Origin of the sequence: Proteus sp. PR00224 (genome assembly GCF_016238105.1) — a bacterium.
Lineage (GTDB): Bacteria > Pseudomonadota > Gammaproteobacteria > Enterobacterales > Enterobacteriaceae > Proteus.
In genome coordinates this window covers 51,773-78,771 of the sequence record NZ_JAEHQU010000009.1, presented here as the reverse complement: position 1 = coordinate 78,771, position 26,999 = coordinate 51,773, and the positions used below count along the sequence as shown (strand labels likewise).

Below are 26,999 nucleotides of genomic sequence, written 5' to 3'. Positions count from 1 at the left end.
CATCATCGATGAAAGGATTAACATCATGTCAGTATATAAAAAAATGTCAGAAAATGAACTTGATCAATTAGCAAACTACATTGTTTCTATTGTTCAGAACGGGACATCACTCAAGGACGAAGGCGCTATCCCAGAAGGATTTATGGAAGGAATCTATTCATTTGCTTATGACTTTTACCAGAAAGGAAAACTGGATGAGGCCGAAGCAATTTTCAAATTTTTGTGCCTCTACGATTTTTATAATGTTGATTACATTATGGGGCTTGCTGCTGTTAAACAATTGAAAAAACAGTATCAAGCGGCAATTGATCTTTATGCTTTAGCTTATCTCAATGCGAAAAATGATTATCGACCTGTCTTCTATGCTGGGCAATGTAATTTATCGCTTGGTGAAAAAGAAAAAGCAAAATATTGTTTTAATCAAGTTTCAGAAAAGATTAACGATCAATCTATCAAAGAAAGAGCCAATGTTTATTTAGAATCATTAAAAGATATTCCTCTTGTTGTTCTTAATGCAGATAAGGAAGAACAGTATGAATGATATTAATAAGGTTAATGATAAATTTATATTTTCTACACCTCTACCTTCTAAGGAGGTAGAAAATATCACTATAAATACGACACAGCAAGCTCAAAGAATTAATACTGTAAATGAGCATATTGTATCTTCACAAATTAAAGATAAAGAAAATAAAATTTCTGCACCTGCTCTTAGAGCACCTATTGAGCAGAAGAAAAATAATCAAAGAATTAATGTTCAAAATGATGTGCAGTATAAAATCAATGTTTTTTCTCAACAAAATAAAAAAGAAAATGACAAGGCTGCTTATAGCCAAGAAAAAGGTAATACACTAGATATATCTCAAAATCAAAAATCCTCTTTAGCATTCTCAGCACCAAGTCAATCAGAGAATAAAAAATCGACGAAAGATTATGATTTTTTATTTTTACAACTCTCTTATCAGAATGTCATTCATCAGAATGTTTTAGATAAAATTAAAGATCCAGATAAGCTTGATTATTATATAGATAAGCTAAATAAATTAGCTCAAGGCATTGATGGCTTAAAAGAAAAATTTAACTCTGTTCTAGATACTATAAAGAATAGTAAAGATGCTTATGTTGATTATTGGATGGAAATTGATAGTCAAATTAAATCGAATAAATTCAAAACAGAAGCTGAAGTCGAAAAATTCTTAAAAAATAATAATATTCCTAGGTCATTAATTAAAGATTTATTATCAGGAAATATTAAATCTAAAAGTGATATGGAAAATTCACTTAAAAAAGCATTTCCATTTTTGAATTTACCAGATGATATTTCTAAATTATCGTTAGATGATTTAGATAAATTATACAGTACGTTATCTGATTTTTTTGATAATGCTTTTAAATATATGCCTAATGTTTCTATTAGTGAAGATAGAATTAATCAGATCACTTCACATAAGGACGAATTAAAAGCCTTAATAAATAAAAAAGAAAATACATCAATAAAAACAAATTTAGATGAAATCAGAGAAACCTATAGAGTCCTTACATCTACTCAAAGTGCATTAGAACTTGAAATAATGTCAGACTCCTTATCAGGAATGGCATTATTAACTTTCTTATTAGCGAAAACACGTGAATTAACACTCAAAGTAATGTTGCAGCGTTCTGAAAATGAACAAGCGCTCTTTGAGGAAATGCAAGAAGTGACGGAAAAATCGCTTAAAGACAAAATTGACGATCAAAAAGCCCAAATAAAAAAGCAAGAGGAAATTCAATTTTGGGCAGGTATTGGTTTGAAGCTGTTAGCTGGATTATTAGCAATCGTTGCGGGTGTTGCTTCTATTTTTACGGCAGGCGCTTCCATGGCTTTAATGGCGGTTGCAGTTGTATTAATGGTCGCCGATGCTGCATTAACTATTGCAGATGAAGTGTATCAAGCGATACATGGCACATCGTTTATGGATGAATTAATGCAACCTCTTACTGAAGCTTTGATGGAGGCTTTAGATAAGGTGGTCGATTTTCTAGCGGATATGATTTATGGCTCTTTAGATGCATTAAAGAAATTAGGTATAGATAAAAAAATCATTGAGGATATAAAAAACTCAATACAAGATAAATTAAAAATGGGACTTAAGGCTTTAATTACCGCGGTTTTATTTATTGCCGCAATTGCATTAAGTTTTGTTGTTGGTCCAGCTGTAAATGGTATAACCAATGTAGCCAAGAAAATTGTTAATCAACAAGTCAGAGATATGTTGAAAAGAGTCTTCAATGAAGCACTTGAACTTATGATGGGAAAAATGATTAAAGAAATCATTGTTCAAGCACTTGAAGAAGCCATGAAGAAAATTAATAAACTACTTGCTAAAGAGTTCAGTCAGAAAGCAGGTGTTATGTTAAACAGAACCGTAGTTATTTCTAAGTTAGCCAATGCAACAGCAACAAATGCAGTTAATATTTATAGTAGTGTTCTTTCTGCAAAAATTATGCAATCTGTCGCTGATAGTAAAAAATTAGATGCCATATTAAATCTTATTCAAAAGCTAATGGATAAGATAATGGAAAGTTATCATGAGAATATCGATACCATCACTGAAATTTTAAAAAATATGAGTGAAAAATCTTCTATAAGTAATCGAACTAAATCAGATATGATCAGAAATATATCTATTTAATAAAATTTATTTTTATTAAGGAGTTAATATGAATATTAAAGTAAGTAATGATAATTTATTTAATAACTATAAGTCTGAACTTAATGAAGTCAGTGGGAATAAAGATTTTATTAATGATGGAAAATTAAGTAAAGAAAATTTAGAGAGTTTAAGTAAAGATATTGATAATAGATTAAATAGTATTTTAGAAAAAGCAAAAAATACATCAAAGCCAATTCTAACTGAACCAGGAGTAAAAACACCGGATATAAAAAAGATATTAAAATCACTCGAAGTTGATAACGATAATGATATTTATGATCATATAAAAACAGAAAGTTTAGGTATGTTTAATTTTGTATCTTCGGATATGATGAAATTAATCAATTTGATTGTTAAGTATTTAGAAGCAATGATTAAAAAGTTCGAAGCATCTAGAGAAATGGGTGTGATGCTGATGAATATTGAGTTAAATATCGCTGATCAAATAAAAGATAATCTTAATAAAAAAGCCAATATTATGATTGGTGCCGCAATTACGAGTGCGGGTATTTCAATGGCAATACATGGTATGGGGGCTTTTGTTTCTATTAAAGGTATGGGTAAAGATCTTATTGGTCATTCTAACCCAACGATGATCACCGGTAACTTAGTGACTTCAACTGCGGATCCTTTAGCTAGAGTAGCAGACCAAACTTTGCAATCTCAAGGAATTGTACTGGATGGTAAACAGAAAGTATTGGAAGCAAGAGGAAGTATTAATAATCATGTCATTAATAATAATAACGAGATGCAACGCGAAGTAACGGAAGTGATAAAAGCATTGTTACAAGCCATTGAAGCAATTATTCATGCGCAGCAGGATGCTGCTTCTGCAATTGGTTCGAATGTAAGAGGATAATTTATGGCTAAAGCTATTGATTCAGGGATGTCTAATATAGCAAGTCATTCAAAAATCTATTTTTCAGATAATGATATTGTTTCTACATCTAAAAATGAAAAACATGTTTTAGATGATATGAAAGAGTTATTAATAAATATAAGGCGAGAAAAAAAAGATTTTGATCTTGATAACTGGATTGATTGTAATAATTTAAAAGGAAAAACAGAGAGGGAAATATATGTTTCTCTCTCTGCACAATATGATAAAAATATTATTTTTCATAATCAATGTTTAAGCTCTATAAAAAAATTAGAACCCATTATAAAAGATGTACGTCCAAATCATGGTTATCCTACTGATTCATTAAGTGATTTTTTTTATGAAGTTAAGCAATCAATCGTTGTAGGTAAAAATGATTATTTAGATATTCTAAAGGATGTTTTTTCCAATTATATGGATTATGTAAGGGACTTAAGAGCAGCAATAACATCCATTACCCAATATACCAAAGCGGGTAAGAAAGATGGGTGTATTGCAATTAATTATATTGAACTTAAAAAAGTATTGGAGAATGTTAAAAAAAGTTATCATGAAAAATTAGGAGAGAAATCATTTTTTTACACTAAACTTTTATTTGAATGTCAAAATGATGGGAGTTACATTAGAAAATTAGGGGGGCATTTAATAAGTTATAAAGAGAAAGAACAAGTTTATCAATCATTAAATGCAATAGAAAAATTATTAAAAGATATAAAAGGTATTAAGGTAATAAAAGAAAATCACTCATTAGAAATAAAAAATAATATTGAATTTAATTTTATTGGCCATATCGATTTTGATGATCTTGATAATCTCTTGGAAAAAATAAATACTGATATTTCTATGGATGGCGTATTATCGGACTCTGAGATAGAGAAAAAAAGAAAACAACTACTTTATGATAATACATCTTTATTTGGTTTAGTTAAACCTGGTTTTGATATTGAAGAAGAAATGAGAAAGATAAAAGCAGATAATGAAAATAAAAAAGAAGAAGTAAAATATAAAAATGTTTTACAAACTGAATTTGATTTATTTAAAAAATCGCTTGATTCATTAGAAAAGAGAATGAATTCTAATCTTGATGAACTCTCTAAAAAATACAGCTCAGCAAATAGTAATTATGATAATTTTGTAAAAATAGTGAGCAGTACAATGAATACATTATTAGAAATGGCGAAAGGTTTTTTACGATTTTAACTCTTTAGAGAAATTGAAAATAGAGATTATGTTTTTAGAGGTAATAGCCTAATAATGCTAACGTTTAATGTTTTGTTTTAAGTTTATTAATATTTATTTATTTTTTTCTTAAAACAACTTTTATATAAAAGGTTAATATTATGGCTACTGCTATTAATTTTTATGTATCTAAAAGTAACAATAAATCACATATAGAAAATAAATCCTATAATGCGATAGTACATAATCAGGAAGAGTTTTTAAATAATACAAATTTTTTATTAGAAGATGTGAAAAGAGAGTATCAAGAATTATCTCTTAATGATGTTAAAGATGATAATAGATTTGAACATCTCTCTAGTAAAGAAAAAGGTTTTTACCTTGATGAACAATATGTAAAAAATAATATTAATCAAAAGAAAAGTTTAAATGAAATTAGTTATGCTTCTCGTGCAATAGAAAATGCGCAATCAAATGACAGTTATCCAACAGATTCATTAAGTGATTTATTTGATGAAGTAAAACAATCTATTGTCGCGGGTAAAAATGATTATTTAGATGTTTTGAAAGATATTTTTTCCAAGTATATGGATTTTGTAAAAGAATTAAGAGAAATATTGTCTGAATTAAGTCAAGCAACAAAGGCTGGGAGTAAAGATGGATATATAAGTGTATTTCCTGTTGATATTGCTAATAATTTAAGTCTTTTTATGAATAGGTTAAAGTCATCATTTTTTTCTATGAAATTTTTTAAAGATAATGATGGTCGATTATATAGAATAATTAATGGGGAAAAGATATATTATAAAGATGAGGCTGAGGTAAGTAATGCAGTTAATGCAGTACGAAAATTACTTAGTCAAATTAAAGGAGTATCATTAGTAAAAGAAAATCATACTAATATGAGTTTTTCGTTTGAAATTAAATTTGATGTGTCGGGGATTAGAAAATTAGATGATCATTTATTTAGCATGCCAAATGGTTGGTCGGATATATTACAAACAGAGTTTGAATTATTAAAGAAAACATTCGATACCGTTGAAAAAGGCGTTAATACTAACTTGGATGAACTGTCAAAAAAATACAGTGCAGCCAATAGTAATTATGATAATTTTGTAAAAATAGTGAGCAGTACAATGAATACATTATTAGAAATGGCGAAAGGTTTTTTACGATTTTAACTCTTTAGAGAAATTGAAAATAGAGATTATATTTTTAGAGATAATAGCCTAATAATGCTAACGTTTAATATTTTGTTTTAAGTTTATTAATATTTATTTATTTTTTTCTTAAAACAACTTTTATATAAAAGGTTAATGTTATGGCTACTGCTATTAATTTTGATGTATCTAAAAGTAACAATAAATCACATATAGAAAATAAATCCTATAATGCGATAGTACATAATCAGGAAGAGTTTTTAAATAATACAAATTTTTTATTAGAAGATGTGAAAAGAGAGTATCAAGAATTATCTCTTAATGATGTTAAAGATGATAATAGATTTGAACATCTCTCTAGTAAAGAAAAAGGTTTTTACCTTGATGAACAATATGTAAAAAATAATATTAATCAAAAGAAAAGTTTAAATGAAATTAGTTATGCTTCTCGTGCAATAGAAAATGCGCAATCAAATGACAGTTATCCAACAGATTCATTAAGTGATTTATTTGATGAAGTAAAACAATCTATTGTCGCGGGTAAAAATGATTATTTAGATGTTTTGAAAGATATTTTTTCCAAGTATATGGATTTTGTAAAAGAATTAAGAGAAATATTGTCTGAATTAAGTCAGTCAACAAAGGCTGGGAGTAAAGATGGATATATAAGTGTATCCCCTGCTTATCTTTTTAATGCATTAAAGATTTTTATGAATAGGTTGCAGTCATTATCTTTTCATATGGAATTTTTTAAAGATAATGATGGTCGATTTTATAGAATAATTAATGGGGAAAAGATATATTATAAAGATGAGGCTGAGGTGAATAATGCAGTTAATGCAGTACGAAAATTACTTAGTCAAATTAAAGGAGTATCATTAATAAAAGATAATCATACTAATATGAATTTTTCGTTTGAAGTTAAATTTGATGTGTCGGGGATTAAAAAATTAACTGAACATTTATTTAGCATGCCAGATGGTTGGTCGGATATATTACAAACAGAGTTTGAATTATTAAAGAAAACATTCGATACCGTTGAAAAAGGCGTTAATACTAACTTGGATGAACTGTCAAAAAAATATAGTGCAGCCAATAGTAATTATGATAATTTTGTAAAAATAGTGAGTAGTACTATGAATACTTTATTAGAAATGGCAAAAGGTTTTTTACGATTTTAATTATATTTAGAGTATTATCATGGAAAGTAAGGTTATTTTAGGGACGAAAAGAGCTGATATTAAAATAAATATCAGCTCTTAAATTTATAGAAAATAAATTAGAATTTATATTCAATACCTAACCAGTAATTACGGCCATCTTCCATATAGCCTTGTGTATACTCGTAAGACTTATCGAATAAGTTATTGACAGAGGCATTAGCAGAAACACCATAACCAAAGTCATAATCTAAACGTAGATCGGTTTTTGCATAGCCTGCGAGTTTGTCATCTTCATCAATACGGTTATATGTCCAACCTTGTGCTTCTTCCATAACAGTAAAGCGAACGTGTTCTACTGGAATAAACGTTATCCACATATAGGCTTTATGTTTTGGTAAGCCTTCAATATGTTCGATTTTTTTCGGATCACTGTGAATATAGCTATAGTTTACACCAAGTTCTAACCAATCAGTGACGTTACCTTTCGTGCCTAAATCAAGACCTACATAGTCGATGCGTCCACTATTTTGGTTTTGGAAAAATGCTTTGCCATCACGATAAACGGTGTGTGCCATAATTGCATCACTGACACGGTTGTAGTAAATGCTGGTTTGGTAACCCCATTTATCAGTAATGTGCCCTTCATAGGTTAAGTCGAACGATAATGCACGTTCTGGATCTAAATCTGGGTTAATAATCCCTTTTGAGCCATCTTTGGGTTTTTCAGTAGTGTAACGTTCTTTTTGCGTCGGGAAGCGACTACGATCAGATACGGAGAAGCGGACTGCATCATCATTGGCTAAAGAATATTTCGCCATCATTTCCCAGTTAAAAGCCGTTTGCTTGTTGTCATCAGCCCCTTTATCGGTATCAACACTGTCACGCCAGTCATAGCTAATGGCACCCACTAAATCGAGATCATTGGTGACAACCCATTGGTATTCTGTGGCTAAAGACCATGTTCTGTCTTTATAACGCATCCAATCGCCACCTTTCTCTTTTTGAGCGCGGTGAACGTCATCTTTCCAATGTGCGGCAAAAGAGAGTAGGTCACTGTCGCGTGTATCAATACCTAATTGCAATGCAGCGCCCGTGCTGTAGTCGTCATAGTGGCTATAGTCAGGTGTATCCCCTTTTTTGGGATACATATAGAGGGTATTTTCGAATTTATCGTGATAAGCACGGCTTTGTAGATTAATACTGTCTGTGATTTGTGTTACGCCGCTATAGTAATAGCTCTCTTTGTTGTAATCCGGCCATGCCCAATATTTAAATTTACCTTTACCTAATGTTGACGGCGGGCTATTTTTTTCACCGTCTTGTTTTACATAAGTCAGGGTATATTCGTCAGAAGCGCGTGGCGTCCAACCCACTTTGATCATGCCACGTTTATCATCTGTTGCCGAATTATCACGGCGTCCATGTGTACCGGCTGCTTGATTATTTTCATCAGCGCCTGGAATTGGGGTAAAGCGTTGCTTTAATTGGCTACCACTGATTTGAATAAAACCTAAATCATTACGTGCGCCTAAACGTGCGCTCATGTTATGGGCATAATCGGCACCGCGTGCAAAACCTTGTGAGTAAGCAATACTCCCTTCTAAAGGTTTTTTCGGTGATGCGGTAGTGATATTGATAGCGCCACCCATTAAGTTAGGGCCTTGTAGTAATGAGGTATAGCCTTTGTTGACTTCAATACTTGCTAGATCATTGGTGGTAAAGCGGGCTAAGTCTAAGTTGCCATCATAAGGAACATACGTTGGAATACCATCAAAGAATACAGGCACTTGGCGGCTATCAAAGCCACGCACTTTAATGGTGTATTCATTGCGGTTGCCCGATTTTTGCATCACAACACCGGGTAATGTAGCAATAGCTTGTGCCGCATTGACTTTATTTTGTTCAAGCATCTGCTCTTGTGTTAACACATCTGGATTGGCTGCAATCGGGCTACTCCAAACGGTTAATAAATCAGGCGTTAATTGCCCATAAGTGGTGTCGGCGATTGCAATACTTGGTAATAGAGCAAAAGATAAACAGTAGCATAGAGGTTTTAATTTCATCATTCCAATCTCAATTTGTAATCTATATATAAATTTTTATATAACGAATTACGTAAAAATAAATGGATAAAATGAGTGCTGACAATATGTTAGCACTCGGTTTTGTTTATTATTGATTAAATATGTAAATACTTACTTATAAGTTATTATTTTTATTTAATCTTTTGGGTAAAGACGAACTTTAATATCTGTCGGTGGAGCATAATAAGGCGCAGACGTTACCATTAAATGGATACCTGTTTGTGCGTATTTTTCAATTGTGTTCAGGTTAATTCCGCCAGCTAACGAAAGATGGCATTGAGGCGCAACTTGAGGCGCTTCATATTGAAGCCGAGCAATATCTTCAACGGAGAATTTATCAAGCTGTAAAATATCTGGTTGGGCTTTTAACGCTTCTCTTGCTTGTTCAATATCATCAGCTTCTACCACGATACATTTTTCAGGTGCCGCTTGGCGTAACTGTTTAACATGCTGTGCCCAATTATCTGGCTCTGATAAAAATCGACGATGATTAGCAAAGAGTAAAATTGTTTCAGAACAACCTTGGCGATGAATAACACCACCGCCTGCAAGTATCGCTTGAGTTGCTAATAGTTTGGTATTCGGGATATTTTTACGTGTACACGCAATTTGCCCTTTAGGTTGATAGCGATGATAGATTTCTAGCATTCTTGCCATATAGTCACTAACACCACAACTCCACTCCAGCACATTTTGCACTACTTTCCAGCCTTGATGCAGCGCATCGGCTCGACCTTCCGCGGTGATTAAGCAATCACCTTTATCGGCAAAATCACCATCTTGTCGATGCGCTTTTACCTCTAACCCTAACTTTTCCAATAAACGGCAACCTAGCGTGATCCCACTAACACAACCCGCTTCACGGCGTGTAAATGTCATCGTACCTAATTGATCACTGATATTCAGGGCGCGACTTGTTAAATCACCATACTGAATATCTTCCATCAATAAATTATCAAGAAAGGCATCAGGGTAATAAATCATAGTGTTAACTCACTTTCTGGCACGACATCCCAAGAAACCATCGCCCAATCACGCGTAGGCGAAATCAGTGAAACGCCATTTTTAATGCTGTCATGATAGTAGTTCGTTAAATGTGTTATTTCATCTTCACTTAAAGGTCCTACGGAGAAGTTGATCCCCTCAATAAATTGCTCAAGGCTATTGAAATTGCTTTGACAATTACGGCTACGGATATAATCCACTTTAGGGTGAATGCCCATTTGGTTAAGCATATTTACAGCATAAATGTAGGTTGGTAGCGTAGGAACATCTCGACCCAGTAAGCGAATAATGCGTTGATCAACAAAAGTTGGGGATACGGTGTGTGTCGTATAAACACGTAATTTAGCTTGGCGATTAAGCTTTAATAGCGCGGCTTTTAAATCCATCACGAGCGTTGAGCGTGAAGCGACCGCAATATCACAACGAGGAAGTGCATCCCAGCTATCTTCCCATGAGCAAGTGATAAAGTCGGCGTGATTGATGCCTGCTTGTTCTGCTCTACGTTTAGCCACTGTGAGCATGCCTGTACTGTAATCAATACCAATGACTTTTTTGAATTTATCCGCAACATGAATGCTGATAGAGCCAGGGCCACAACCCACATCTAGTAAGGTTTCAGCACCCGTAAAATCCATCATTTCACGAAACTTGATTAAATAAGGATCGTTAGGATTGGCACAGGTTTCTGCCATTTTTTCAGCACGTTTATCCCAATGTTCTGGCTCTTTTTTGGTTCTTTCAGCCTGTACCATGTGGTTTTTATAAAGTTCAGCAAAATCCGTAGTTTCAATGGTGTTCATATTCTTGCCTATATTCATTGTTATTACCCGAGTAGGCGTGAAAATGCGCCTGAATATCTGTGGGTTTTACACCATAAAGGTGCGCTAAATTGTTGGGTGTTAGCAAAATTTCAGGACTATTTTGCAAAACAGGAGTATGAGGTGTCAGTAAAATGACTTCATCAGCCAATGAAGCGGCATGTTGTGGATGGTGTGTTGACATAAAAACACTGATCCCTAACGCTTTTAGTGCCTTAACTTGGGTAAGCAGCTTTATTTGATTACCAAAATCAAGGCTGGCCGCGGGTTCATCCATAATCAGTAATTTGGGCTGTTGTACTAAAGCACGAGCAATCAAGACCATCTGCTTTTCACCACCACTTAAGGTATCAAAAGTTCGGTGAGCAAGATGAGAAAGCGAGAGCATTTCTAAGGTTTCCATTGCCATTGTTTTATCTTGAGAACTTGGCATTGAGAAAAAGGATAAATGTGCGCCTCGTCCCATCACAACCATATCGATAACATTGAAAGAAAAGGGGATATGCGTTGCTTGAGGAACATAAGCCACCACTTTGGCAAGTTCTGTTGGTGACCACTCACTTAGTTTTTTCCCCGCAACATTAATCTCACCTTCAATACAAGGTATTAGCCCTAACAACGTTCGCATCAGTGTGGTTTTTCCACAACCATTTGCGCCTAATAAGCAGATGATTTGCCCTTGTTCGATGTGGAATGAGAGATCTTTAATTAAGGTTTTGCCTTTATAGCCAATGGCGAGCTTTTTTGCATTAGCAATGATCATGCGTCTTTCCTTGTTCTAAGTAACAACATTAGGAAGAATGGCGCACCAATGGCGGAGGTTAAAATACCCAATGGAAGTTCGATATTGGCAATAGTGCGAGCTAATGTGTCAGTGATTAACAGCATAATGGCGCCCACAAGCAAAGAAACAGGCAGTTGTTGGCTAAAGTTAGCGCCCACTAACAATCTTGCAATATGAGGCACTATTAAGCCTAGCCAGCCAATAATGCCCGCAATAGAAACGGCACTTGCGGTTATCAATGTTGCTGACAAAATAAAAACTAGCCGCGTCACTTCGACATTTAAACCTAATGCTCTGGCTTCTTCATCAGATAAACTGAGGATATTCATACGCCAGCGCAGTAAAATCAGTGGAATAAAGCCAATCAACATTAAAGGGGCGACAGAAATTAAATCAGAAGCCGTAATGGTCGAAAGCCCCCCTAAAAGCCAAAAGGTAATTGAGGGCAATTGCGTATAAGGATCAGCGAGAATTTTCATTAATGAAATTGCTGAGCCACATAATGCACTAATCGCAATACCAACCAAGACAAGCGAAAGAACAGGATCGTGTTGTTTAGCAAGTCTTGCAATAAAATAGACTAAGGCAACTGTTGCCAAACCGCCTGCAAAGGCAAATAGCTGAATAGACAACATCGATTGCCCAAGGAAAATACCTAAAACCGCACCCACGCCCGCACCCGATGAAACGCCAAGAATATCAGGAGAAACCAAGGGGTTACGGAACATACCTTGATAAGCTGCTCCTGCAATAGCGAGTCCTCCACCAATTAAGATTGCCGCAAGAACACGGGGAAATCTTATTTGCCAAAAGACGGTTTCAGTTCTGCTGTATTCCACATTGCCTATTAATTTATTACTTACCAGTGTCCACAGTTCATTAGCGGTAAGTGAATACTTACCACTAGTGATTGCAATTAAAGCAACGATGGAAAATACCGCAAATAAAAGCGTGATACGTACTGATTGACTCATGAATACCCCAGCAATTGCTGACATTGTTCAGCACTTAATTGCGTGTGGTAAAAATGAGCAAAGTAATTTTGTAGATCTTGAGTGGTTTGTTTTTCTATTCGAACGTCAAAATGACTTTGTAAGCGACGCATCCCCATTAAACGGTTGATACCCGGAGGACCATCTAACCAACCAAATGGTAATCCTTTAAACAGTAACACTTTGTTGTTTTTAACGGCTTGAATGCTGTTCCATACAGAACTTTGAGTGATTTGCTGATAGGCATTTTCATCTTGTGTGATGATAATTTCAGGGTTCCACATTAACAGTTGTTCAGGGGAAACATCAGTCAAACCAGTAAAATCAGGAACATCAACCACGTTTTCAAAACCTAAGGCTTCAATGGCTTCTGTGTGAATAGAGCCTCTTGCACCCGTTTGCAATCCTTTAGCACCCCGAGCAAGGTAAAAACGTGGACTCTCTTTTTGTTCAGATACAAAAAGCGCAGCATCACTAAGATATTGCTCTGCAATCTGCGCTAATGTTTCTGCTCTTTCAGCAACACCTAATAAAGCCCCTGTTTGACGTAACTGAGCTGGGCTATCTTTTAATGTGCCATCAATTAACACATAAGGTACACCCGTTTGATCAGAGACACGCTTCGCCAATGAACGGTAGGTTTCATCCACATTACCACTATCAATAATGATATCGGGTTCTAACGTCAGTAAAGCTTCTAAAGAGAGTGTACTTCCTCGCCCTGATAAACGTCCTAAACGGGGTAATTTGCGTAGTTCATCTGAAAATAAAGGACTTTTTTCTAAATTAAGTGAGGAAAAACCCAATAATTTTTCAGGCGCTAATGCGAGTAACAATTGATCAGTAGGAGGCCCCGCACTAATCACACGATGGATTGTGGCTGATACAGGAATATGACCAAATTGTGCTACAATACGCGAGGTTATTGCGGCTCTTACCGAATGTGGAAGTGCCGATAATGTCGCAATAGTTGCGAGGTAAGTTAGAAATTGTCGTCTGGGGATCGCCATAGGTTCACGCTGTTTATTGTTTTATATTGATATCGTTATTTCATTTATTATACAGCGAAGAATACTATCTTTCCTTTGGCTTAAGTCAAGGGATCATCAGTCAAAATCAAATCTAGGCACACATCTGAAAAACTTTATTCGAAATAGTGTATAACCTAGGGCTATAATCAGCATTCTTGGAAAATTAAAGCGCGTATTAATACGAGTGTTTTTGGATAGTTGCGATATAAAATGAAGAAAAAACGCCCCTCATTACAGGATGTAGCTTCGCGAGTTGGTGTTACCAAAATGACCGTGAGTCGTTTTTTGCGTAACCCCGAACAAGTCTCTGAAGCTTTACGAGAAAAAATTGCGCGTGAATTAGAGAGCCTTAATTATATTCCTAATCGCGCTCCTGATATTTTATCTAATTCGACCAGTCATGCGATTGGGGTATTACTACCTTCTTTAACTAACCAAGTTTTTGCCGAAGTTATTCGTGGCATTGAATCAGTGACCGATAAATACGGTTATCAAACTATGTTAGCGCACTATGGATATCGTGCTGAAAAAGAAGAAGAGCGCCTGCTTTCATTACTCTCTTATAATATCGATGGGCTTATTCTTGCTGAAAGAACGCACACACCAAAAACAATGAAAATGTTAGAAACCGCGGGTATTCCTGTGGTAGAGATCATGGATAGCGTTTCGCCTTGTTTTGATTCGGCGGTAGGATTAGATAACGTTGAAGCCTCACAACAGATGGTCAATGAGATGATCAAACGTGGATGCAAACGTGTTATCTATCTTGGCGCAAGACAGGATGAACGAACCTTAATGCGTTTAAACGGTTATGAAAAAGCAATGCAAAATGCGGGTTTACCTGTTGGTAATGTGATGACGCCAAAAAGCTCATCTTATTCATTAGGGGCTGAATTATTACATGCTGCACGTAAGCAATATCCTGATTTAGACGGACTTTATTGCACCAATGACGATATTGCGATTGGTGCTGTTTTTGAGTGTCAACGTTTAGGTATTTCCGTGCCAGAGGATATTGCAATATCGGGTTTCCACGGACATGATGTTGGACAAGTGATGACGCCTCGTCTGGCGAGTATCTTTACCCCTCGTGATGAAATGGGGCAACAAGCAGCTGATTTATTGCTTAAACGAATGAAAGGTAAAATTGCGCGAGGCCAAGTGATTGATGTTGGTTTCCGCATTATTACTGGTGAAAGTATTTAAATATTTAACTTATTGATATTGAAATAAATTAATAATTTTACTAACCCTATTGTTATATGATTAACAGTAGGGTTTTTTATTGAGATACCTTCTCTCTTTCAACGTTATTACTCCCCTATTTTGCGGCGAATAAAAGGAAGCTGATCAGATGTTTTGTTGTCAGTTTGTAGATCATCTTACTTTCATTTGAGAGTCGCTTCACATTTTCGCTCCTTAGTTGATCTTCGTTGTTGTATTCACCTTACCACTTCGGATATGTTACCCGTAACAGTTACGGGTAACATTACAAAAAAGACTTAATATCTGCCTTAAAGGAGCATTCTATGAACGATACCCAATCCCTACACCATGTTTTTATCTTAATGGGGGTATCAGGCAGCGGTAAATCTGCGGTCGCAAGTGGTGTGGCACAACGTACAGGTGCGGCATTTTTAGACGGTGATTTCCTGCACCCTCGCTCAAATATTACTAAAATGGCATCAGGGCACGCTTTAAATGATGAAGATCGTAAGCCTTGGTTACAAGCATTAAATGATGCAGCATTTGCGATGCAAAGAACCAATGAAGTTTCGTTAATTGTTTGTTCTGCATTGAAAAAACAGTATCGCGATATGTTAAGAGAGGGCAATCAATGTCTACACTTTTTATATTTAAAAGGTGACTATGAGCTAATTGAAAGCCGCTTAAAAGCACGTAAAGGGCACTTCTTTAAACCTCAAATGTTAGTGACTCAATTTGAAACCCTAGAAGAGCCAACAAAAGCTGAAAATGATGTATATGAAATTGATATTTCAGTGCCACTTGATGACGTGATTGAAAGTGCAATTAAGACAATAAATTCAGTCACTCAAAAGACTTTTGAAGGGGAAACGGTATGAGTACATTAACACTGGTGCTAACCGCAGTTGGCTCGGTTTTATTATTGCTCTTTTTTGTGATGTACGCGCGTTTACACGCTTTTATAGCGTTAATGATTGTCGCTATTGGTGCTGGTATTTTCTCTGGTATGCCTTTAGAGAAGATCACACAAACCATGCAAAACGGGATGGGGGGGACGTTAGGTTTCCTCTCAATCGTCGTCGCGCTAGGGGCAATGTTTGGTAAGGTGCTACATGAAACAGGGGCATTAGATCAAATTGCAGTGCGATTATTAAAATACTTTGGTGAGAAACGGGCTAACTACGCATTAGGTATTGCAGGTTTAATCTGTGCTTTACCTCTGTTTTTTGATGTTGCCGTTGTCTTGTTAATTGGTGTTGTATTTGCTGTTGCTCGTCGTACTGGTGGCAATGTGGTGAAAATGGCCATCCCTCTCTTTGCGGGTGTCGCAGGTGCAGCCGCCTTCTTATTGCCAGGGCCAACACCAATGCTGTTAGCTGACCAAATGAATGCTGATTTTGGTTGGATGATTTTAATTGGTTTATGTGCAGCTATTCCTGGGATGTTATTAGCAGGTCCTATTTTCGGTAACTTTATTAGCCGTTACGTCACATTAGAATTACCAAAAGATTTGTCGGAACCGAGTTTAGGTCAAAACAAAATGCCTTCTTTTGGTTTTAGTCTTGCACTTGTGTTATTACCGCTAGTTTTAGTGGGCTTTAAAACCATTGGTGCGCGTTTCGTTGAGAAAGAGACTGAGCTATACAATATTCTTGAGTTTGTAGGTCATCCTTTTATTGCTATTCTTGTTGCTTGTTTAGTGGCTATTTACGGCTTAGCTATTCGCCGTGGTATGAGCAAAGAAAAAGTGATGGAGATTTGCTCCGCAGCAATTCAACCTGCTGGGATCATTTTATTGGTCACTGGTGCGGGTGGTGTCTTTAAACAAGTGTTAGTTGATTCTGGCGTTGGTCCTGCATTAGGTAATGCGTTAATTGGCGCGGGTATGCCAATTGCAATTGCGTGCTTTATTCTTGCAGGTGCTGTGCGTGTGATCCAAGGTTCTGCGACCGTTGCATGTTTAACCGCTGTTGGCTTAGTTTTACCGGTTATCAATGAGCTGGGCTACAGTGGCGCTCAAATGGCGGCATTATCAATCTGTATTGCGGGTGGCTCTATTATTCTTAGCCACGTTAATGATTCGGGTTTCTGGTTATTCGGTAAATTTACTGGAGCAACAGAAGCGCAAACATTAAAAACATGGTCATTGATGGAAACTATTCTCGGCACAACAGGTGCTGTCGTAGGTATGATTTTCTTCGCTTTTTTATAAAATTGAATCTTTATTTTCTTGTAATTAGCGCGTCTTTTGACGCGCTTTTTTTCATTGCTATAAATGACTATGAAATGTGACAGAAAATATCCCGTTTCTCATTAATCTATAGGTTTATTTATTAAGTGGGCAAACTAGGGCTGTTATTTTATGGTTGACTATAATTCGCTTTTTATTAAACACACGGATTGTAATATCCACACCATCACGCTAATTCGAGATTCGATTTTAGCATCAAGTAATAAATTACAAGATAAGCTCAATTTACTTGATGAAATGGAACATCTCTTTAGCAAGATGTTGGATAATTCGCAGTCATTGACTCAATTTCTAAATGAAGTGGATACGCATTTTACACATAGCCGAGAAGAGATAGAAGATTTCTCAAGTTGGTTGAAAAAAATTAAAGATAGCGCCAGCAATATTGATAGGCTTTCCAGCCAGGCGAATATTTTATCCATTAACTCAGCAATTGAGGCCGGACATATTGGGCGTGAAGGGGCGGGATTTGCAGTCTTAGCTCAAGAGATGAAAAAGTTGTCATTAGAGATCCAAAAACAAGCTTCTTCTATTGCTAGCATTAATAATAATTTAGGTGCTCGCTTTATTTCCGTTAAAGAAACCACAGAAAAAAACCAACAGCAAGTTCAACAAGTTAAAACACTGGTTGAAGAAGGGCATCAAAATTTAACGTCATTGTCAGAACAAGCCAATGAGCTTAAACATATTTTTACCTTTCTTTCGATGCAGCAATTTTTTAATACGGTCAAACTCGACCATGTTTTATGGAAAGAGGCGATTTATATTCACTTATTAAATAATGATGATGAACACTGTGTTAATCAGCATACAGAGTGCCGTTTAGGGAAATGGTATTATCAAGGTGATGGTAAAAAATTTGCAAAAACTGACGCCTTTCGTCGCTTAGAAGAACCCCATAAATTAGTGCATGAATGTGGTCGTTTAGCATTAAAGGCCAATATAGAAGATAATCAAGAAGCGGTTGCACACTATATAGAGAAAATGGAACAAGCCAGCGTTGATGTTATTAAATATGTCGATGTTTTATTAAATTCAGATAATTACTAACCTGATGAATAAAATGAGAAAAATAAAAAGGAGCGAAAGCTCCTTTTTATTTGTTAAACAAAGTGGGTCAGCCTTTGTTTATTAAGGTATTCAATTGGCTATAAAGTGTATTGGCACTGCTTTCATAACCTTCACGAGAAAGATGAACACCATCAGGTCTTGCCAAATCATACAGCGCCCATGCTTTTATCGAACATTCGCCACCCATATAATCACGCCAATCCCAAAAGAGCGTCTTCTCTTGTTGAGCCACTTCTTTTTGAATTCTGATAATATCGCTTAGCCATTGAGGCTGTTGTGAGCGACAATCAAGTGCTTCTTTATTTTTGATTGAGTCAGAAGGCCCAATTAATAAAATGGCGCTATTAGGAGCTTGCTGGCGAATTTGGCGAATTTTATCCGTAAGCTGTTGGCGATAGGTGTTCAAATCGAAAGTGTCATTAAACGCTTCATTTGTGCCATACGCTAAAATCACCATATCAGGGTTTAATTGACCAAGTGTTTCAGTCCATTGAGTTCCCCATTTATCCATCATATTGATAGTGGCGCCATTAATGCCTAATGAGGATAACATTACGCCAGGCTGTTGATTAGTGATCAACCAACCGCCTAATTTAACTGGTTGATTTTTGCTGATGGTAATACTAACAGGGAATGTCATGGCTGTTGGGTTTGAAAACTGCCATTTACCTTGCGTTTGCGATAATGAAAGCACTTTATTTGTTGACGATTGTACATTCATTTGTGCTGTTGTTGGGGCTTTATAGAGCGCTTGCAATTGATAACGTTGCTGAGTGACTGGGTTTTCAGATAACTGTAATTTTGCCCATTTCGCTTGAGGCTCACTAATAAAGCCACCTAATGGAAAATCAGGATCGCTATCTTTTCTGCTCGAAAGCAGTGTCCACGCTTTTTTATCACTCTGATATTGTACGTTTGCAATACGTTGACCCGCGATATTAGTCGGGGGAATAAAACCAATACCGCCATTGCCATAGTCTGCTTGAAAACGCTCACGCAACTTACCACTGAAAAAGTCAGCCGCAGTATGGGAATCACCTAACTGAACGATATGCACCGTTTGGCGGCCTTGTTGTAATTTCTTAACAAAGCCCGCAAAGTGAGGATCGTGATAGTTGTAAAGTTGTCTTGAACCATCAGCAGGTAATACTGTGGGTGTCGGCAACTTCACCGTTTTTTCAGTGTCTTGGTTACAAGCGACTAAGAGTGAAACCAAGGCCAGTATGATTGAACTACTGACTAAGGTTTTACGCTTAAGGATGTGCGTTAGTTGTTTCATTTACAATGACCGTGTTTTTATCTTTTACATCATCAACTGCATTATCTTCTTTCGTTTCTTCTTGAAGATGAATACGTGAGAATACGTGTTGAGCAATAATTTGCTGACCTTTTAAGCTAAAATGAATGCCATCACCGGCTCTTAACTTAACACGACTACTACCATCACCCATATAATCAGAATAAATATCTTTCTCATATTTAAACATATCATTGACGGAAAGGTAAATTTCGCCCATTTTCTCTGCTTCTTCACGGTAAAGTTTATCAAGATATGCCATCCCTTCGGACAACTTCTGCTTGCGCATATTGGGTGGTCCAACCCAAATAACCGTGACATTATTCTGTCTGGCATTTTCTATAATGCTTGCAATTCGCGCTCGGTAGGCTGATTCCCATGCTTCGCTTGCAAATTTTAAGTAGCGTCCTCCACCATCTGGAGGCATATCCCAAGGATCGTTAGGGCCTAAAAAGACCACTAATAATTTAATGGAGTCGTCACTGGCTAATCGCGTTGCAATCGTTTGAGGCCAATTGAAAAAGCGAGGATAAGCCAGCCCTGTACTTTGCTTACTTAAATCAATACTACTGATGTTGTAGTCCGTTTGAAGTTGGCGTTTAAGTAAAGGAGCAACACCCTGCATCATTGAGTCGCCTGCAAATAAGACTTTATCTTTAGGTGATAAAATAATTTCTGTTTTTTGTACGATAGGTTTTAAGGCTTCTAAGGCCGCATCAGACACATCCGTGACCGAATGGTAAGGTAATCCTCCCATTGCTTGCTTACGTTGCAGTAATTGCGGGAAGCGTTGCGTCAATTGAGATGCAGGTCGTGTATAACCATTAAAGAAATGCAATCCCACCGCAAAGCCTTCTGGAAGTTGCTCCGATGTTGAGATTTGTTCTATTGGCTTTGCCTGATTATCAGGATGATTAACCTGTAGATAATCTCCATAGCTTTCTACCGCAACAAATACGCCATCACGCAGTTGTCCTCCCACTTGCCAAGCATAATAGTGAGAAAGCCCAGACCAAGGCGCAGGACGATGATATTGCTGTTGCCAAAAGCGCTCTAGTGATGTTTGGTTTAGCCAAATCAGCAAGAGGATACTAAATAGCACCATTAAAGCGACTTTTGCTGTCTTTTTTAAGTTTGAGCAGAAATCAAAAGCTGGCATAAATAAATCCTGGCACCCCATCTGGAGACAACATAAAAATAATCGTGAGGATCAACGCAAGTGGTAGAGGATAAACATACCACGGCACTCTTTTCTCAAGACGAGCCACAATATCCCTTAAGGTGACAAAGCAAGGGTAAAGTAAGAAAAGTCCCCAGAACATAAAGAGCGTTAAGCCTTCAGCTTGTAATGAAGCCCAAGCACCTACACTAAAGAGTTGTTGTATCAGAACAAGAGCATCTCCGATTGTTTGGCTGCGGAAAAAGATCCAAGCAAAACAAACAAAGTGGAACGTGATAATCCATGACAACAACATATTTAACGAAGATAGCGCAGTGGGTGGCGCATTTTTCCTCACAGGAAACAGGCGGTGTTTAATATTTAATAACACCACGCCAATTCCATGAATTGCGCCCCAAATAATAAAGGTCATTGCTGCGCCATGCCACAATCCTGAAATGACCATTGCTGCAAAGGCATTAAAGTTCTGTCTGATAACGCCTTTACGATTGCCCCCTAAAGGAATATAGACGTAATCGCGAATAAAGGTAGATAGACTGATATGCCAACGACGCCAGAAATCAGCGAGGTTGATCGCTAAATACGGCGCATTAAAGTTACGAGGCACGACAAAGCCGAGTAATAAGGCAATACCTGTTACTAGATTGGTATAACCCGAGAAGTTGAAATAGATATGCCATGCGTAGGCATAGATAGCCGTTAAGACTTGCCCACTTTGCGCTAAATCGGGTGCATTAAAAACAGGATCAACATAGTTTGTTGAGAACCAACCACTTAACCAAAAGAGTTTTGCGATAGCTAAAACAATCAGCATGATCGCTCCTTTATAATCAATGATTTTTCGTGTTGGTGCCTGAATTTGAGGGAGAAATTCTTTGGCGCGATTAATTGGCCCGGCCACAATGCTTGGGAAAAAGCATAAATAAAGAACGACATCTAAAAAAGGCGCTTTGGGGATCTCTTTTCGACAAACGGAAACCACATAACTGACTGAGTGAAAAATATAGAAAGAAAGTCCTAATGGTGCCAGTAATTCAATAAGAGGAAGCTCAATACTGAGTCCCCATTGCTGGAATGCCTGTGTCAGTGATTCTTGGAAAAACGAGTAGTATTTAAAGGCAGTAAAATAAACAGCAACCAATAATCCCAATAGCCAATAGATGACTTTAGAAGAAGTGTACTTAGTTAATATATTTGCCAGTAAATAAATAAAGAGTGTATAGCTTAATAAGATAATCGCAGGACGATAATCCGCATAAAAGAGAAAAGCGTAACTGACTGTAATCAGTAGAATATTTTGGATCTTAATCTGCTTTTGAAAGAGCCAGTATAGAATAAAAAAGCTAACAAAGGCTCCGAGAAACTCGAATGAAAAAAAATTCATAAATGGCTCTAAGGGTGTGATTTAAAAGTCATACCAAACGTATTACCACATATATTATGAATTCTAAGCCGGCTTTCAATCAAAAGATTGTCTTGTGATAAATAAAAGCCACTTTTCTCTAGAAAGAAAAGTGGCTTTTTACACTATGAAAGCCTGCTAAGGCCTAACTTTCTTGTTTCGACTGCAACTGAACTTGGGTGATCAGTTTTTTATTTGAGTCGAACATTTCGGTCAGATAATCGTTATAACTTGAGCCCATTTCTGAGTAACCTTTCAAGTCAGTGATTAACTGGCGAGAGTCGAGTTGCTGTTGCGTCATTCTTTGCTGTGCTCTTGAGGAGCGCAATGAATTGTAGGCGCGGTGCGTATTGAGATTACGCATATAAGCAATCACAGAGCCTTCAATATCAGGGTAGGCTGCATAGCCTTTGGTTTTCCCTGGTACATTATTGCAAGACTGACTCCCACATCGCATACCGAATAAGTTATTGTTTTGCTGTGCCAACTTCGATGTGCCCCAACCTGATTCTGTAGCGGCTTGCGTTGCGACAAAGTGTGTCGGAATAATGTCAACGCGAGTCAATAACGAATCCCAATTTACTTTTTTGGGGCTGGTACATGTAACGCCATAGTATTGACAGATCTCACGCAGTTTTTTTAACTCTGCGCTGCCCCAGTGCTGGGCTTTACGTTGAGCGAGTAACCACTCACGATCTCTCAAAATCTTATTATTAACATTGTCAATAATAGGAACTATGACATTTAAAAACGCTTTCTTACGCTGCGTTCCCGATGGGTATTTTTTCAAATCTGGCAACGGTGTTGACGTGCTTTTGAAAGAATACGCCTGCAGCATTTGGGAACTGCCGGTACTGGTTGAAGCAAAGCTTACACCAGTAAAGAGTAGTGAAATCAAGAAAGCGAAGACGGCACTTGTCCTCATCAATTGAGAGGGCATTGCTTCTCCTCGTTTAACTGGATAAAAATCGAACGAATACTAACAAATTACTTTTTTCATAGCTACAAAATATCGCCTCACATTAGGATAACTACGAGTGGTTTGTTAAATAAATGTATAAGGTTTACTGGAAAGCCTCGTTTTATAATCGATTTTTTCCTTTAACAAAAAGTGCTTTTTTTGCGAAAACTTTAATTTATCTTATATAAAAAGGCGTGACTTAACCAAAATTTAGCAAAATTAAGGGTTTTTAATGTGTCAATTTTGTTTGTTATTTAGTCAATTTTTGTTGTTTTTGGTCTAGTTTTATTATCAATTTCGCGTGCTTTTTCTGTTAAATCAGTAAAATCCGCTTCACGCCAATAGGTTTTTGGGCGAGGTAAATCTTCCATTTGATTTGTTGGCCAAAGCTGAAATTCTGCTAATTGTTCTAGAATGTAACCGGAATAAGCACTAGGTAATGTGAGGTAATGAGGCGACGCCATTTCCTCAAAAGGTAAGACCGGATAGCGTTTATCAGAAATGTGATAATCACGCATTAAAACTAAAAATTTATCAGGTACACGTTGCTGACTATCCCACCATTGCCCATCAATCACATCAAACCATTGCTGAGTTAATTGACGAGGTTGAGCCTCTAATTGATAAAGCGCAGAAGGAATAATACCTTGCATCGATTGATTATATTGCTCAAGGCTGGTGGCGTGACCATTAAGGATCAAGGTGAGAGAAAGGCGAGCGCCAATCAAGTTAGAGTAGAGATCTTCGGGTGAAAATGCGGATATTCCTTCTGGAAATCCGGGCACCGAACGTAAACCATACCACTGTGCAATCTCATGCCATATTGCAAGGCGATAACCTAATCGAGCAGCAAGATAGGCACTTAAGGTATAACGCTGTGCTTCATTTTTAGGTGGTGTAAAGGCGTTAAAGTGTATTTTACGTTGTGCCAACTCATTACTTAGCGTTAACGTCCACTCTTGCCCTAATTTTGGATAGATATGACTAAAGAGATAATAAGTATAATCTGCGGTGTCACGAATATGGGCAATATCAAGAAACCCACCCTTATGAGAGTAAATTAAACCTGATTTTTCGCTGCCAATCCCTAATACTGCCGCGGTGCCGAGCCAAAAACTGTCGTTATAGCGATGATTGCCCAATGCAGAGGCTTCAACAACATTATCAATACGATAAAACGGGATAGGAATTTCGAGCGCTTTGACTTTTAAGTCATAGCCAAAAGCACAGCAAGGTCTTAATCCATTAGGCGCGGTAAGAGGAGGTGGTGTTTGCCAAGCTTGTGACGCTTCTTCATGAGTGACACTTTCAAGATTGGCATGAATGGGATTAACAGGTGTGACTTGAGTGCAACCTGCAATAAATAAGAAGAAGGCAATGGTGTTAATAAAAAGAAAACGCTTGAACATCAAAATGCTTCACCTACTTGAAAATAGAATCCTGTACTTTCTTTACCTATACCAAAATCGAGACGCACATTCATGCGTGGCTTAAATTCAAATCGATAACCAACACCAACACTAGGTAGCCAATGACCTTGACCTAAATCACGGGCTTGATCGCTTAACGTACCACCACCAATCCAAAGTGCGATGCCATGGCGCCAATTGAGTTTTTGGCGGTATTCTAATTGCGTAGAAAAGACGTGATTATCTTGATATCGCCCTTCGTAATAACCGCGCATCTGGTGCCCATTACTTAACTTAGAAAGTTGGCTCCAAGGTACATCGCCTGATGTGAAGCGGGCATAATTATCAAAAGCTAAAACCGCACTGTCACTTAAAGGATAATAGTAGTTATATTGCATCTGTGTCGCATTAAAGCGGTTATTACTGCCTGTATCAGGAGAATAGTGAGTATAACTAATATCAAATGCTTGCCCTTGACTCGCATTAGGTAAAAAATCACGGCTGTCGTAAGTAAAGCGGAGACTTAACCCAGAGCTTGTGGAGCGCAAAGGTAAATTGTGTTTATCCATATACGCTTTGAAGGGAGCGTCTGGGGCTGCGGCTTGTAAATTTGAATAGTCCCATCCTAATCCGATATAGGTGTTTTGGGCGATTTGACGCAATAAAGTCGGTGTTAAGTGCAATTCTTGAGAGCGGTATTCACCAAAATGATCTTTTACACGACCTTCATGATAACCCTCTCCCCAATAATTGGTTGGCACATTGTTTAACGAGCCAGTGAGATAAAAGCGCCAAGTATCATCCGCGAGATAAGTGTAGTTGCTAAAGGTCATCCCAAAAGCACCCGTTGATGAACCAAAGCCACTTAAAGAGAGTGACGAGATTTTGCTATCAGGGCGACTATCTGCTTGATAAAGACCAACAAGCGCAATACCTACACCAAACTCTAATTCTGGTGTATAGAAAGGTCCAGGCAAAACTCCCCAATCAATGGTTTTACTGCGGTCGAAACTATTTTCTCCTCCTAAGCCAACTAACCATTGGTCTATTTGTTGTCTATCTGGGAAGAGTTGTGCTTGTGCTGTGTGTGAAATAAAGAGGCTGGCAAATGCCAGCCCCAAAATAAAAGGGTATTTAACCATTAAAAACGGAACTCACCAGAAACAAAGAAGCTATTACGATTATTAAAGCCAAATTCGGTTATCACGTTAAAATTACGCGTTAATTCTAAACGGGCACCTAAAGTTTGGCTCCATTTATGGGCAAGATGCTGTTCAACATCGAATTTCATGCCAGGATCATCTAATGCTTGGATTAAGCCTGCAAATGCTGGTGGAAGGTTTAACTTATTAATATCCCCTTTAAAACGTTGGGTAATATCTTGGTACATTGCACCTGTCCATACTTGTAATTTGGTATTTCCTTGTCCAGCAATGAACGGTGAAAAGACAAATTCATAACCCACGCGAGGTGAAATCACTAATGCTTTAATATCACCATCTAAGATATCAAGGTTAGTTTTGGTGTAGTTTAAATCGAAAGTAGCGAAATATTGGTTATATCCTCCCGCCAAAGTAAAACCACCACCATAAGTATCACCTTTAAAATCAAGATCAAAAGGCATACCTTCTATAAACGGTAAAGGAAAACCAGCAAAACTACCTCCATTCAGGATTGTTTTTGATGTACCTTTAGTTCGACCATATAAGCCATAAACGTTCATAAAAGGGAATACCCAGCTATCGAGTTTTAGCATATGGGTTTCACTTTTTTCACGCGTATGACCTGCATCTATTTTTAACGCGTCTGCTGTTTCTGGATTTTTAGGCATGATAAAACCAATTTTATCTACGATGATATCTTGGCGTAGATTCATATAGCTGTAGCTGGCACCAAAAGGCTCTGGTAAATCATAACCACGGGCGCGGGCTTCATCGCCCCAAATAGGTAAAACGCGAGATTGGCTTGCTGGGGTGCGAGTATCTAACGAACCTTCGCTATTTAAGGCAGTACCGCCGGATTGGCTCACACTTAAAGAGAGCAGGGGGCGATCGCTATCAGCATAAGAAAAGCCAGTAGCAAGAAGAGAGGCAGTTAACACCACCTTATTTAAATTGGAAAAGTTCATACATAACCCACAGAAAATGTTTAAAAAGAAAGTAGTAAGTAAAAGAGTAGCCGGAAATTTTAATCTTTTTCTTTTTAATGGTCACCAGCTATAAGTGCGATATACAGTAAGAGATGCTTATATTCTGTATTATTATAGGATTATTAAGGGTTTATTAAGGGAAAAGCGCGATATTTTCTAAGTTAATCTTAATAAAAGTAGAAGATCTTTTTATAAAGAAGAATGATAACGTTTCTTTTAATTATTCTTATTTTGTTATTTTTCTTTTTATTGACTAAATAAACATCGAAATAAGATATTCGTGT

General features: G+C 36.9%; 23 protein-coding genes. 10 read left to right on the top strand and 13 right to left on the bottom strand.

Going from position 1 to position 26,999, the window contains the following annotated elements:
• The first annotated feature begins 25 nt into the window (after positions 1-25).
• The 6 genes from sicA to JEP71_RS14670 all read left to right on the top strand — a co-directional run bounded on the left by sicA (position 26) and on the right by JEP71_RS14670 (position 7,093).
• Positions 26-541, top strand: a complete 516-nt coding sequence (gene sicA, locus JEP71_RS14695) for a type III secretion system translocator chaperone SicA (RefSeq protein WP_198620572.1) — start codon at positions 26-28, stop codon at positions 539-541.
• Positions 534-2,672 (top strand): type III secretion system translocon subunit SctE, encoded by a 2,139-nt coding sequence (gene sctE / locus JEP71_RS14690; protein ID WP_198626473.1) that lies wholly within the window; start codon positions 534-536, stop codon positions 2,670-2,672. Before sicA ends, sctE begins: the two co-directional genes overlap by 8 nt.
• Positions 2,673-2,700: 28 nt before the next feature.
• Entirely contained in the window at positions 2,701-3,552 is an 852-nt protein-coding gene (locus JEP71_RS14685; protein ID WP_198626472.1) for a type III secretion protein, read from the top strand.
• A gap of 3 nt (positions 3,553-3,555) precedes the next feature.
• Positions 3,556-4,773: an IpaD/SipD/SspD family type III secretion system needle tip protein gene (locus JEP71_RS17580; RefSeq protein WP_232797640.1), complete on the top strand. Its 1,218-nt coding sequence runs from the start codon at positions 3,556-3,558 to the stop codon at positions 4,771-4,773.
• A gap of 140 nt (positions 4,774-4,913) precedes the next feature.
• On the top strand, positions 4,914-5,933 hold the full coding sequence (locus JEP71_RS14675) for an IpaD/SipD/SspD family type III secretion system needle tip protein (RefSeq protein ID WP_198626471.1): 1,020 nt from the start codon (positions 4,914-4,916) through the stop codon (positions 5,931-5,933).
• Between the two features lie 140 nt (positions 5,934-6,073).
• Positions 6,074-7,093, top strand: coding sequence for an IpaD/SipD/SspD family type III secretion system needle tip protein (locus JEP71_RS14670; RefSeq protein WP_198626470.1), 1,020 nt, complete (start codon positions 6,074-6,076; stop codon positions 7,091-7,093).
• A 98-nt stretch (positions 7,094-7,191) separates the two neighbouring features.
• On the opposite strand, the gene JEP71_RS14665 is transcribed toward JEP71_RS14670, so the two are convergent.
• The 6 genes from JEP71_RS14665 to JEP71_RS14640 form a co-directional block, all read right to left on the bottom strand.
• Complete coding sequence (locus tag JEP71_RS14665) at positions 7,192-9,138, bottom strand: TonB-dependent receptor plug domain-containing protein (RefSeq protein ID WP_198626509.1); 1,947 nt, start codon at positions 9,136-9,138, stop codon at positions 7,192-7,194.
• Between the two features lie 156 nt (positions 9,139-9,294).
• Complete coding sequence (modD, locus tag JEP71_RS14660) at positions 9,295-10,143, bottom strand: ModD protein (protein WP_198620568.1); 849 nt, start codon at positions 10,141-10,143, stop codon at positions 9,295-9,297.
• Positions 10,140-10,964 (bottom strand): class I SAM-dependent methyltransferase, encoded by an 825-nt coding sequence (locus JEP71_RS14655; RefSeq protein ID WP_198626469.1) that lies wholly within the window; start codon positions 10,962-10,964, stop codon positions 10,140-10,142. Before JEP71_RS14655 ends, modD begins: the two co-directional genes overlap by 4 nt.
• Positions 10,951-11,745: an ABC transporter ATP-binding protein gene (locus JEP71_RS14650; protein ID WP_198626468.1), complete on the bottom strand. Its 795-nt coding sequence runs from the start codon at positions 11,743-11,745 to the stop codon at positions 10,951-10,953. Before JEP71_RS14650 ends, JEP71_RS14655 begins: the two co-directional genes overlap by 14 nt.
• Positions 11,742-12,740 carry a FecCD family ABC transporter permease gene (locus JEP71_RS14645; RefSeq protein ID WP_198620566.1) on the bottom strand — a complete coding sequence of 333 codons (999 nt, stop codon included), beginning with the start codon at positions 12,738-12,740 and terminating at the stop codon, positions 11,742-11,744. The genes JEP71_RS14650 and JEP71_RS14645 overlap by 4 nt, the downstream gene beginning before the upstream one ends.
• Complete coding sequence (locus tag JEP71_RS14640; protein WP_198626467.1) at positions 12,737-13,768, bottom strand: iron ABC transporter substrate-binding protein; 1,032 nt, start codon at positions 13,766-13,768, stop codon at positions 12,737-12,739. Before JEP71_RS14640 ends, JEP71_RS14645 begins: the two co-directional genes overlap by 4 nt.
• 231 nt (positions 13,769-13,999) lie before the next feature.
• Here JEP71_RS14640 and gntR point away from each other — a divergent pair, with 231 nt between their 5' ends.
• From gntR to JEP71_RS14620, 4 genes are all read left to right on the top strand, one after another.
• On the top strand, positions 14,000-14,995 hold the full coding sequence (gene gntR / locus JEP71_RS14635) for a gluconate operon transcriptional repressor GntR (RefSeq protein WP_198620564.1): 996 nt from the start codon (positions 14,000-14,002) through the stop codon (positions 14,993-14,995).
• Between the two features lie 323 nt (positions 14,996-15,318).
• Entirely contained in the window at positions 15,319-15,873 is a 555-nt protein-coding gene (gntK, locus tag JEP71_RS14630; protein ID WP_198626466.1) for a gluconokinase, read from the top strand.
• Positions 15,870-17,207 carry a gluconate transporter gene (gene gntU, locus JEP71_RS14625; protein WP_198620562.1) on the top strand — a complete coding sequence of 446 codons (1,338 nt, stop codon included), beginning with the start codon at positions 15,870-15,872 and terminating at the stop codon, positions 17,205-17,207. Before gntK ends, gntU begins: the two co-directional genes overlap by 4 nt.
• A gap of 150 nt (positions 17,208-17,357) precedes the next feature.
• Complete coding sequence (locus JEP71_RS14620; RefSeq protein ID WP_198620561.1) at positions 17,358-18,296, top strand: methyl-accepting chemotaxis protein; 939 nt, start codon at positions 17,358-17,360, stop codon at positions 18,294-18,296.
• 67 nt (positions 18,297-18,363) lie between these two features.
• On the opposite strand, the gene JEP71_RS14615 is transcribed toward JEP71_RS14620, so the two are convergent.
• The 7 genes from JEP71_RS14615 to JEP71_RS14585 form a co-directional block, all read right to left on the bottom strand.
• Complete coding sequence (locus tag JEP71_RS14615) at positions 18,364-19,596, bottom strand: SGNH/GDSL hydrolase family protein (protein ID WP_198626465.1); 1,233 nt, start codon at positions 19,594-19,596, stop codon at positions 18,364-18,366.
• Complete coding sequence (locus JEP71_RS14610) at positions 19,571-20,773, bottom strand: SGNH/GDSL hydrolase family protein (protein WP_198626464.1); 1,203 nt, start codon at positions 20,771-20,773, stop codon at positions 19,571-19,573. Before JEP71_RS14610 ends, JEP71_RS14615 begins: the two co-directional genes overlap by 26 nt.
• Complete coding sequence (locus JEP71_RS14605; RefSeq protein ID WP_198626463.1) at positions 20,760-22,178, bottom strand: MBOAT family O-acyltransferase; 1,419 nt, start codon at positions 22,176-22,178, stop codon at positions 20,760-20,762. Before JEP71_RS14605 ends, JEP71_RS14610 begins: the two co-directional genes overlap by 14 nt.
• A 163-nt stretch (positions 22,179-22,341) precedes the next feature.
• The gene (locus JEP71_RS14600) at positions 22,342-23,136 is read right to left on the bottom strand and encodes a protein bax (RefSeq protein WP_160230737.1); all 795 of its coding nucleotides are present in this window, start codon (positions 23,134-23,136) and stop codon (positions 22,342-22,344) included.
• A gap of 275 nt (positions 23,137-23,411) precedes the next feature.
• The gene (locus tag JEP71_RS14595; protein WP_109373272.1) at positions 23,412-24,566 is read right to left on the bottom strand and encodes a DUF4056 domain-containing protein; all 1,155 of its coding nucleotides are present in this window, start codon (positions 24,564-24,566) and stop codon (positions 23,412-23,414) included.
• Positions 24,566-25,708, bottom strand: coding sequence for a BamA/TamA family outer membrane protein (locus JEP71_RS14590; protein ID WP_198620557.1), 1,143 nt, complete (start codon positions 25,706-25,708; stop codon positions 24,566-24,568). The genes JEP71_RS14595 and JEP71_RS14590 overlap by 1 nt, the downstream gene beginning before the upstream one ends.
• The gene (locus JEP71_RS14585; protein ID WP_198620556.1) at positions 25,708-26,694 is read right to left on the bottom strand and encodes a hypothetical protein; all 987 of its coding nucleotides are present in this window, start codon (positions 26,692-26,694) and stop codon (positions 25,708-25,710) included. Before JEP71_RS14585 ends, JEP71_RS14590 begins: the two co-directional genes overlap by 1 nt.
• Between the last annotated feature and the right edge of the window lie 305 nt (positions 26,695-26,999).

Bases quoted from the DNA above. Each gene is read 5' to 3' on its own strand.
- JEP71_RS14585 (WP_198620556.1), bottom strand. From the start codon at position 26,694: ATGAACTTTTCCAATTTAAATAAGGTGGTGTTAACTGCCTCTCTTCTT.
- JEP71_RS14590 (WP_198620557.1), bottom strand. From the start codon at position 25,708: ATGGTTAAATACCCTTTTATTTTGGGGCTGGCATTTGCCAGCCTCTTT.
- JEP71_RS14685 (WP_198626472.1), top strand. From the start codon at position 2,701: ATGAATATTAAAGTAAGTAATGATAATTTATTTAATAACTATAAGTCT.
- gntK (WP_198626466.1), top strand. From the start codon at position 15,319: ATGAACGATACCCAATCCCTACACCATGTTTTTATCTTAATGGGGGTA.
- JEP71_RS14655 (WP_198626469.1), bottom strand. From the start codon at position 10,964: ATGAACACCATTGAAACTACGGATTTTGCTGAACTTTATAAAAACCAC.
- gntR (WP_198620564.1), top strand. From the start codon at position 14,000: ATGAAGAAAAAACGCCCCTCATTACAGGATGTAGCTTCGCGAGTTGGT.
- JEP71_RS14610 (WP_198626464.1), bottom strand. From the start codon at position 20,773: ATGCCAGCTTTTGATTTCTGCTCAAACTTAAAAAAGACAGCAAAAGTC.
- JEP71_RS14650 (WP_198626468.1), bottom strand. From the start codon at position 11,745: ATGATCATTGCTAATGCAAAAAAGCTCGCCATTGGCTATAAAGGCAAA.
- JEP71_RS14600 (WP_160230737.1), bottom strand. From the start codon at position 23,136: ATGCCCTCTCAATTGATGAGGACAAGTGCCGTCTTCGCTTTCTTGATT.
- JEP71_RS14595 (WP_109373272.1), bottom strand. From the start codon at position 24,566: ATGTTCAAGCGTTTTCTTTTTATTAACACCATTGCCTTCTTCTTATTT.
- JEP71_RS14665 (WP_198626509.1), bottom strand. From the start codon at position 9,138: ATGAAATTAAAACCTCTATGCTACTGTTTATCTTTTGCTCTATTACCA.
- JEP71_RS14645 (WP_198620566.1), bottom strand. From the start codon at position 12,740: ATGAGTCAATCAGTACGTATCACGCTTTTATTTGCGGTATTTTCCATC.
- modD (WP_198620568.1), bottom strand. From the start codon at position 10,143: ATGATTTATTACCCTGATGCCTTTCTTGATAATTTATTGATGGAAGAT.
- gntU (WP_198620562.1), top strand. From the start codon at position 15,870: ATGAGTACATTAACACTGGTGCTAACCGCAGTTGGCTCGGTTTTATTA.
- JEP71_RS14620 (WP_198620561.1), top strand. From the start codon at position 17,358: ATGGTTGACTATAATTCGCTTTTTATTAAACACACGGATTGTAATATC.
- JEP71_RS14675 (WP_198626471.1), top strand. From the start codon at position 4,914: ATGGCTACTGCTATTAATTTTTATGTATCTAAAAGTAACAATAAATCA.
- sctE (WP_198626473.1), top strand. From the start codon at position 534: ATGAATGATATTAATAAGGTTAATGATAAATTTATATTTTCTACACCT.
- JEP71_RS14615 (WP_198626465.1), bottom strand. From the start codon at position 19,596: ATGAAACAACTAACGCACATCCTTAAGCGTAAAACCTTAGTCAGTAGT.
- JEP71_RS17580 (WP_232797640.1), top strand. From the start codon at position 3,556: ATGGCTAAAGCTATTGATTCAGGGATGTCTAATATAGCAAGTCATTCA.
- sicA (WP_198620572.1), top strand. From the start codon at position 26: ATGTCAGTATATAAAAAAATGTCAGAAAATGAACTTGATCAATTAGCA.
- JEP71_RS14605 (WP_198626463.1), bottom strand. From the start codon at position 22,178: ATGAATTTTTTTTCATTCGAGTTTCTCGGAGCCTTTGTTAGCTTTTTT.
- JEP71_RS14640 (WP_198626467.1), bottom strand. From the start codon at position 13,768: ATGGCGATCCCCAGACGACAATTTCTAACTTACCTCGCAACTATTGCG.
- JEP71_RS14670 (WP_198626470.1), top strand. From the start codon at position 6,074: ATGGCTACTGCTATTAATTTTGATGTATCTAAAAGTAACAATAAATCA.